General features: G+C 44.2%; 9 protein-coding genes. 7 read left to right on the top strand and 2 right to left on the bottom strand.

Going from position 1 to position 8552, the window contains the following annotated elements; translation table 11 throughout:
- The 3 genes from trpB to AB4329_RS05015 form a co-directional block, all read left to right on the top strand.
- The coding region (trpB, locus tag AB4329_RS05025) for a tryptophan synthase subunit beta (RefSeq protein ID WP_372137756.1) at positions 1–958 on the top strand (958 nt) is incomplete at its 5' end.
- Positions 958–1764, top strand: a complete 807-nt coding sequence (gene trpA / locus AB4329_RS05020) for a tryptophan synthase subunit alpha (protein ID WP_017061501.1) — start codon at positions 958–960, stop codon at positions 1762–1764. The genes trpB and trpA, both read left to right, overlap by 1 nt.
- Positions 1765–2074: 310 nt before the next feature.
- On the top strand, positions 2075–3394 hold the full coding sequence (locus AB4329_RS05015; protein ID WP_321163247.1) for a dicarboxylate/amino acid:cation symporter: 1320 nt from the start codon (positions 2075–2077) through the stop codon (positions 3392–3394).
- Between the two features lie 123 nt (positions 3395–3517).
- Here the strand turns inward: AB4329_RS05015 and AB4329_RS05010 are convergent, their stop codons facing one another.
- Both AB4329_RS05010 and hisC read right to left on the bottom strand, forming a co-directional pair.
- A complete protein-coding gene (locus AB4329_RS05010) occupies positions 3518–4291 on the bottom strand; it encodes an ABC transporter substrate-binding protein (protein ID WP_372137755.1) in 774 nt (257 codons plus the stop codon).
- 10 nt (positions 4292–4301) lie between these two features.
- Positions 4302–5444, bottom strand: coding sequence for a histidinol-phosphate transaminase (gene hisC, locus AB4329_RS05005; RefSeq protein WP_372137754.1), 1143 nt, complete (start codon positions 5442–5444; stop codon positions 4302–4304).
- A gap of 181 nt (positions 5445–5625) precedes the next feature.
- On the opposite strand from hisC, the gene AB4329_RS05000 reads away from it, so the two are divergent.
- The 4 genes from AB4329_RS05000 (at position 5626) to yciA (ending at position 8334) form a co-directional block, all read left to right on the top strand.
- Positions 5626–6513: a LysR substrate-binding domain-containing protein gene (locus AB4329_RS05000; protein WP_017063534.1), complete on the top strand. Its 888-nt coding sequence runs from the start codon at positions 5626–5628 to the stop codon at positions 6511–6513.
- A 285-nt stretch (positions 6514–6798) separates the two neighbouring features.
- Positions 6799–7047: a hypothetical protein gene (locus AB4329_RS04995; protein WP_017069991.1), complete on the top strand. Its 249-nt coding sequence runs from the start codon at positions 6799–6801 to the stop codon at positions 7045–7047.
- 133 nt (positions 7048–7180) lie between these two features.
- Positions 7181–7747: a septation protein A gene (locus tag AB4329_RS04990; RefSeq protein ID WP_017061509.1), complete on the top strand. Its 567-nt coding sequence runs from the start codon at positions 7181–7183 to the stop codon at positions 7745–7747.
- A gap of 188 nt (positions 7748–7935) precedes the next feature.
- Positions 7936–8334: an acyl-CoA thioester hydrolase YciA gene (gene yciA / locus AB4329_RS04985; protein ID WP_017061510.1), complete on the top strand. Its 399-nt coding sequence runs from the start codon at positions 7936–7938 to the stop codon at positions 8332–8334.
- The last annotated feature ends 218 nt before the right edge of the window (positions 8335–8552 follow it).

Here is an 8552-nt window from a genome sequence, read left to right as displayed (position 1 = left end):
TCTACTTCACGGTGGCGCCCACAAGACAAACCAAGTACTTGGTCAAGCATTGCTAGCAAAACGTATGGGTAAGCAGGAAATCATCGCTGAAACTGGGGCAGGCCAACACGGTGTGGCAACGGCTCTAGCGTGTGCTCTACTAGGTCTTAAGTGTCGTGTATACATGGGTGCAAAAGACGTTGAACGTCAAAGCCCGAACGTGTTCCGTATGAAGCTAATGGGCGCAGAGGTTATCCCTGTTCATTCTGGCTCTTCAACGCTAAAAGATGCATGTAACGAAGCGCTACGTGACTGGTCGGCAACTTATGAAGACGCGCACTACCTATTGGGTACTGCAGCGGGCCCTCACCCATTCCCAACGATTGTTCGTGATTTCCAACGCATGATTGGTGAAGAAACGAAGAACCAAATTCTAGCTCGTGAAGGTCGCCTTCCTGATGCAGTTATCGCGTGTGTCGGCGGTGGTTCAAACGCTATCGGTATGTTCGCGGATTTCATTGAAGAAGAGTCTGTACGCCTAATCGGTGTAGAGCCTGCTGGTAAAGGTATTGATACCGACCAACACGGCGCGCCGCTTAAACACGGTAAAACTGGTATCTTCTTCGGTATGAAAGCACCACTGATGCAAGATGAGAATGGTCAAGTAGAAGAGTCTTACTCTGTATCTGCGGGTCTAGACTTCCCATCAGTTGGTCCTCAACACGCGCACCTAAATGCTATTGGCCGAGCTGAATACGACAACGTGACCGACGACGAAGCGCTAGAAGCGTTCCAATTGATTGCACGTAAAGAAGGTATTATCGCAGCGCTAGAGTCATCTCATGCTTTGGCTCATGCTGTTAAAATGGCTCACGATGACCCAGAGAAAGAACAGCTATTAGTGGTTAATCTATCTGGTCGTGGTGATAAAGACATCTTCTCTGTACACGACATTCTTAAAGAGAAAGGAGCATTATAATGGATCGCTATCAATCACTCTTCACTCGCTTAGCTGAAAAGAATCAGGGCGCATTTGTACCATTCGTAACGGTTGGCGATCCTAACCCTCAGCAGTCTCTTAAGATCATGGAAACACTCGTTGAAGCGGGTGCTGATGCACTTGAACTTGGTATTCCATTCTCAGATCCGCTTGCAGATGGCCCGACAATCCAAGGTGCAAACATTCGTGCGTTAGATTCTAAAGTCACGCCAGATGTGTGTTTTGATCTTATTGGTCAAATTCGTGCTAAATACCCAGAGCTACCAATCGGCCTACTGATGTACGCAAACTTGGTGTACGCACGTGGTATCGAGAACTTCTACGAGCGTTGTGCTAATGCAGGTATCGATTCAGTATTGATTGCTGATGTACCAACCAACGAGAGTGGCGAGTTTGTTGCTGCAGCTAAGAAGTTTGGTATTCACCCAATATTTATTGCTCCACCAACAGCAAGTGATGAGACGCTTCAATCGGTTTCTGAGCTAGGTGGTGGTTACACTTACCTACTTTCTCGTGCTGGCGTAACGGGTGCAGAAACCAAAGCAAACATGCCTGTGACAGCCCTACTTGACCGTTTGAACAAGTTTGATGCGCCACCAGCACTGCTTGGTTTCGGTATCTCTGCTCCTGAGCAAGTAAAAGAAGCCATCGAAGCTGGCGCTGCTGGTGCTATCTCTGGCTCTGCGGTTGTGAAAATCATTGAAAACAACGTTGAACAACCAGAAGCAATGCTTAAAGCACTTGCTGAGTTTGTTACGCCAATGAAAGCGGCAACGCAAAAATAATAAATAGGCTCCCACTAGTGCGATAATTTGCGCTGTGGGAGTTTTTCTCCGAGAACACGTCCAAACCCTCTCAATTGTTAAATTTCTGATAAAAACAACACCTCATACAAACCTGTAGCACACCTATAATACCCCACCAAAACATCACCACCATTTATAAAAATAATGACAAACCAAAAAGCAAACGTTTGCTTTGGTGTGAAAAATCATCAAATGACATTTGATTACTGCTTTTTGGTGTTCTTTCATCTCTGCTCATATTGATAAATGTAAAAGATACGTGTAAAACTTCTCGCGAAATATTAATCCAATGGTACATCGTACATTGGTGAGTAGTTCTGGGATTTTTATATTTAGTAGCACAGAGGTTATGGAAGTGTTAAAAGAAAAGAGTTTACTAAGCAACATCGGCGTTCAAGTCGTTATTGCAATGATCATCGGTACCCTAGTCGGTGCGATGATGGGTGACAGCGCAACTATGTTCGCTCCACTGGGTGCTATCTTCATCAATTTGATCAAGATGCTGGTTATCCCTCTAGTCGCGGTTGCCCTAATTTCAGGTGCTGCTGGTCTAGGCAACAGCTCATCAGCAGGTAAAGTGGGCGTGACCACTCTAGGTTACTTTGCACTAACGTCTGCACTTGCTGTAGCACTAGCGCTAGTAATGGGTGAAATATTCGAACCAGGTCGTGGTATCGATGTTTCTGGCGTTGAAGGCATGTTCTCTTCTGAATACGCTGCGAAAGGTGAACTTCCAACGTTCTGGGCAACCATCACAGGCATGATCCCGACCAACGTTTTCCAATCACTGAATGAAGCAAACATTCTGCAAATTCTAGTTTTCTGCTTATTCTTCGGTATTGCGATTTCTAAACAAGCGAAAGAGAAACGTGACCCTATCATCAATGGCGTAAACGCGATTGTTGACGCTATGGTTTGGATGATCAACAAGGTTATGATCATTGCACCACTTGGCGTATTCGGCCTAATGGCAGAAGCTGTGGGTACATTCGGTTTTGGCGCACTTATGGTTGTGTTCAAACTGTTCGTTGTTTACATCGCTGCGATTCTAATCTTCGGCTTTGTTGCTTACCCGCTAATGATTCAAATCTTCACTAAGACTTCTGCGAAGAAGTTCCTAGTGGCGATGAAGAAGCCTCAAGCGGTTGCACTATCAACAGCATCTTCAATGGCGACACTGCCAGTAACAATGGAAACGGTAGAGAAAGAACTTGGCGTTCGTAACTCTACGGCTTCATTCGTTCTGCCTCTTGGTGCGACGATCAACATGTCTGGTAACGCAATTTACTACGGCCTAGTTGCTATCTTCTTCGCACAGCTGTTCAACATCGACCTTTCTATGGGTGCTTACGTTGCTATCATCGTAACGTCTACCCTAGGTGCAGTTGGTCAAGCAGGTGTTCCTGGTCCTTCTTTCCTAGTGGTTGCAGTTCTTCTAGCGGCTGGTATCCCTATCGAAGGTCTACCTCTGTTGTTCGCTCTAGACCGTATCTTCGACATGATCCGTACTGCTCTGAACATCACTGGTGATGCTGCATGTGCAGTCATCGTTGATTCTCTAATCGAAGACGAAGCGAAAGAAGCTGAGCTACAAAAACAGCAAGCGTAATATTAAAACGCTAAGTTGATGGTGACTTGAATTGACACCACCAGCATAAACTAGAAAATCCGAGAGCCTCACAGCTCTCGGATTTTTGTTTTTGGTGTTCGAGTTTTTTAGGCGTTAGACGAATTACAAATCAGCGCCATAGATATCAAACGTGAAGTACTTAGCGGCGATCTTGTCGTAAGTACCGTTCGCTCTGATCTCTTCAATCGCGGCATTGAATTGTTTCGCCAGTTTTGAATCCTGCTTTCTTAGTGCTAACGCCGTACCTTCGCCAATGTAGGCTTTGTCGGTTACTGCTTTACCTTTAAATTCAAAGCCCTCACCTTCTTTCTTATCTAAGAAAGCCAATGACAGTTGATCTGAGTTGCCGAAGGTTAGATCTAGACGACCATTTTGCAGATCCAAGTAAACTTCATCTTGGCCGGTATAACGCTTAATGTTTGCCACATCGCCAAACTTGTCGGTTACGTAGCGATCGTGAATCGTACCCTGCTGAACACCGATGGTTTTGCCCGTTAAGCCAGCCTCATCAACGCTGAACTCCGCGCTTTTAGCAGCAACAAACACGGCTGGAGTTTGGTAGTACTTATCAGTAAATAAGATTTTACGCTTACGCTCTTCGGTGATACGCATCGAAGCCATAATCACATCTGACTTTCTTGCCAACAAACTTGGAATTAGCGAGTCCCAGCTTTGTGAAACCCAAGTACAATCGAGTTTAGCTTGCTCACACAAAGCATCAGCTATCTCAATATCAAACCCGACAGGCACACCGTCGCTGTTTTTATAGTTGAATGGCGGATACGTAAAGTCCGACGCCAAACGGATTTCTTTCGCCTGTACCGTTGTACCAAGTAAAGCGGCCGCACAAGCGAGTCCTAGTATTATCTTTTTCATCATTGCCATCCTAGATATGATCTTTATCGAGTTGAGATTGAATTTCTTTATGTTTAGCTTGTTGAATGTGTTTGCCTTGTTGATTCTGTTCTAATTCGGTTTGGTAACGTGTTAGTGACGTTATCACTTCTAGCATGCTCTCTTGGCTACCAATACTGATTCGGACACAGTTACGCAAAGCCGGTTCATGGTTTTGGTTCCTTGTCACAATGCCGTCCTTCGCCAAGACACTGAACACTTGATGCCCAGCTTTTTGACGCAGCAAAATGAAGTTTGTCGATGAAGGGTAAACAGACTCGATGAAATCAAACTGCGTTAACTCACAAGCAAACCAGTTACGCAGCTCAACCAGATTCTGCGTCGCATCTTGCATCACTGAGACTCGTTCATCAGACAACGCGTCTAATACAATTTGAGATGAGCAATCTGGCATCGGATAAGGTGGAATCAGCTTCGCGACATACTGCATCACATTTTGACTCGCTAAGATAAAACCACAACGAACTGCAGCCAGTCCAAATGCCTTAGACAAAGTGCGAATCACAACCAAGTGCGGATAACGCTCAATAAGGCTAACGGCTGACGTTTGTGGTTCAAATTCGATATACGCTTCATCGACGACCACTAGAGATTTTCCAGTCGTGCCTTCCAGTACCTGAATCAAATCCGATTTAGGAATCACATTGCCCGTTGGATTGTTTGGTGAGCAAAGAAACACGATATTCGCCAGTTTTGCCTTATTCACAATATCAGCGACGTTCAGGCTAAAGTCTTCCTGCAATGGAGAGTCCAAGGTATTAATCGCCAATGCATCAGCGCAAAACTCATACATCGCATACGTTGGAGAGCAGATAAGTATGTTGTCGCACGCCGGTTTACAGAATGTTCTGATCAGCAAATCAATCGCTTCATCTGCACCACGAACAGCCACAGTCGCGGCATCGGTACTACAGTAATCTTGATAAGCCTTAGCAATATCTTGTGGTAAGAAGTCTGGGTATCGGTTGTGGCTTGCTTCTCCTTGAAACAGCGAGCTTTCCAATTCATTGGCGTTTAGCCAGACACGTCCATCACCACCAATTCTTCTTGCCGATTGATAAGGTATTAATTTTTTTACAGCCTGAGGCACTAAACTATCAATAAAAGATGTCAAGAAGCTATCCCTTTCACAAAATCACAATGTCTTCATCATTGCCTTCATATTCAAAAAATGTGACTTATACACATATTGAATCACAAATGATGATTAAGTATTTACATTCAAACAGAACACTATTGATAAATGAATCGAAATAATCACATAATAGCCATGATAAAAAGTCATAGGTAAAGATATGAATCGCACACTTCCTTCAACCAAAACCTTGCTCGCGTTTTTGTCTACGGCAAGGCACCTCAACTTTACACGCGCGGCACATGAGCTCAATGTTACGCAAGGTGCAGTGAGTCGTCAGGTATTGTCGTTTGAAGAAAGCCTTGGCTGTGATCTCTTCTATCGCCATGCTCGCGGATTGTCTTTAACGCCGAAAGGAGAAGAACTGGTTCCCCTGATACAAGGAACGATTCATCAGCTGCAATCGGCTCTAAATCAAGTGGCTAGCTCTCCGTCTAAGATCAAACTCAACGCACCGAGCTGTATTACCTCTTGGCTACTACCTAAGTTGATGTCTTTTCAGCAAGCCTATCCTGAAATTGATGTCGAACTGACGTCGACCATCAAGCACGTCTTCGAACCAAGCTTTGATCCGTTTGACGCCGTAATTACCTATGGTAAGAAGCCAAACCAACAATCGATTATCAGCCAATTATTGTTTAACGAGCAGCTAGCGCCCGTTTGCCAAGCACAAAGCATTACACAGAGCCATCTTGTCGACGACGCATCGACCATCATCAAGCCACACAAGCTTGCCCAATACACTTGGCTACACGCCAACAATGAGCAAAGTGATTGGCGACTTTGGTTAGAGCACATAGGCAGCCACGACCTTTCAAGCAAGAACAACCAACAATTCGCAACACTCGATCAAGCTATGAACGCCGCCATTCAAGGGTTTGGCATTGCCATAGGCGACATCACACTGGCCAAGCAAGATATTGATTTAGGTAGATTGGTAAAAGTGAGTGAAGGCAGTGTTTTCTCTGGAAATGGTTACTTCTTGCTGCAACCCAAGAATCGACAAAATACATCCTTATCTACGCTTGTTGATTGGCTCGTCGATTAGCGGCAATCATTGTTGGTAGGCCTCTTTATAAGCGGCAGGAGAGCGTCATAATGAGAATTTTTCCGTTCTCAAAATGAAACTATTTGATGTCTGTTGCGTATTGATTGTCAGAGAATAGAACGAGCCTTCCTTTAACTATTTGAAAAGAAGTTCAATTCTATTTAGTCGGGAATTTGTTCTGTTCCGTTGGAGAAAATGGCATTCGAATTGCTTTGTCATAGACAACCCAACCAATATACAGCAGGTTGCAACAATTTAACTGCAGCTTGTCACGGAGGATAGGCTATGACCTTACAAAGACATACGTATTACGGCTTGATTCACCATGGAATTAAAACCCTTTTAATGGACAGAATTGGCCACTTCACAGAGCGTGAATATCACGAGTATCTCGACTTAACGACCGGTAAATCGACATGTTTTGCCATGAGTGAGCAAGAGCTCGAAAACACCTTAGACAGCTTAAAGAGCGAAGGTTACCTTGAAGATATCAAAAAGCTGATACCTCGCTATCAAACCTCGTCAATGCGATAACCTGCTTCAACTCTTTAAACACGATGAGTGGTTAGATTGAATTAATTGGCACCCAATTGTCTCGAGCTATTTAGCATCGAGACAGTTTTCGTTAGACTGTCAGCAACTCAACTAACTGGATAGTCAGTGTCTCATGAAACAAATTCTTGATTTCATTCCTCTCATTATTTTCTTTGCGCTTTATAAGATGTACGACATCTATACCGCGACCGGCGCTTTGATCGTTGCCTCTGCAGTTCAAATTATTTTGACTTATTTCATCTACAAGAAAGTCGAAAAAATGCAGGTCATCACCTTTCTAATGGTTGCCGTATTTGGTGGCATGACCATCTTCTTGCACGACGACAACTTCATTAAATGGAAAGTCACCATCGTTTACGCACTGTTTGCGATTGGCCTGACGGTCAGTCACATCATGGGCAAATCAGCGATTAAAGGTATGTTAGGCAAAGAGATCACACTGCCTGATTCGGTATGGGGCAAGATCAACTGGGCATGGACGCTGTTCTTTACCCTATGTGCCGTTCTCAACGTTTACGTTGCTTTCAGCCTACCGTTGGATGTTTGGGTCAACTTCAAAGTGTTTGGTCTACTCATCGCGACCTTGCTCTTCACCTTGCTCACTGGTGTTTATATCTATAAGCATCTACCAAAAGACCAGCAGAAAGAGTTAACGGATAAAAATACCGACGAGAAATAGCCCTTAGGGATGAGTCCTCATACCCTATTTGATACAATTATTATCAATATGCGATTGGCCAATGATACTCGTGATCATTGGCCACTGATTATTTGTGTTCGGTGAAGACGTTAAAAATTCGACCACCGCGAGTCTCGTAAACACATCTATTTTTATATAAAACAATCAATACCATTAAGAGTACGACAATGACTATTCAATCAACTTTGAACCCTATTGGTTCTTTACTTCTTCGCACATTAGCGATGCCTTCTGATACAAATGCAGCGGGCCAGATTTTCGGTGGTTGGATAATGTCTCAGCTTGACCTTGCTGGCGGCATACTGGCAAAAGAGATCTCTAACGGCAAGATAGTCACGGTTTCAGTATCGAGTATCGAGTTCAAACAGCCGGTTTCTGTAGGTGATGTTGTGTGTGTTTATGGTGACTGCACTAAGATTGGTCGCAGCTCGATGAATATCGACCTAGAAGTCTGGGTTAAGCCTGTACTTGATCACGGTATCGGCGACCGCTACAAGGTTTGTGGCGCGACATTCAACTACGTTGCGGTTGATGAAAGTGGTAAGCCTCGCCCAATCAACAAATAACACCTTTTATTAAGCGTGTGGCACCGATGGTCTTTAGTTTTTATAAATGAAATTACTAGGGCGTATTGACCTTTCGAGCTGACTTTTGCAGCGAATTGCTGGGTATTTATACAAGGCAGAGGCTTTGATGTGTAGCTAGCCTCCATAAGAAGCCGATAACGTAGTAGAAATGACCAGCAAACGCTGCCCGAAGGGTTCAGCTAAAAGCGTTTTACTCT

The sequence above is a fragment of the Vibrio sp. 10N.261.54.A5 genome (genome assembly GCF_041471145.1).
GTDB lineage: Bacteria > Pseudomonadota > Gammaproteobacteria > Enterobacterales > Vibrionaceae > Vibrio > Vibrio crassostreae_C.
Note: the sequence above shows the minus strand (reverse complement) of the source record. Positions and strands in the feature narration are given on the sequence as shown.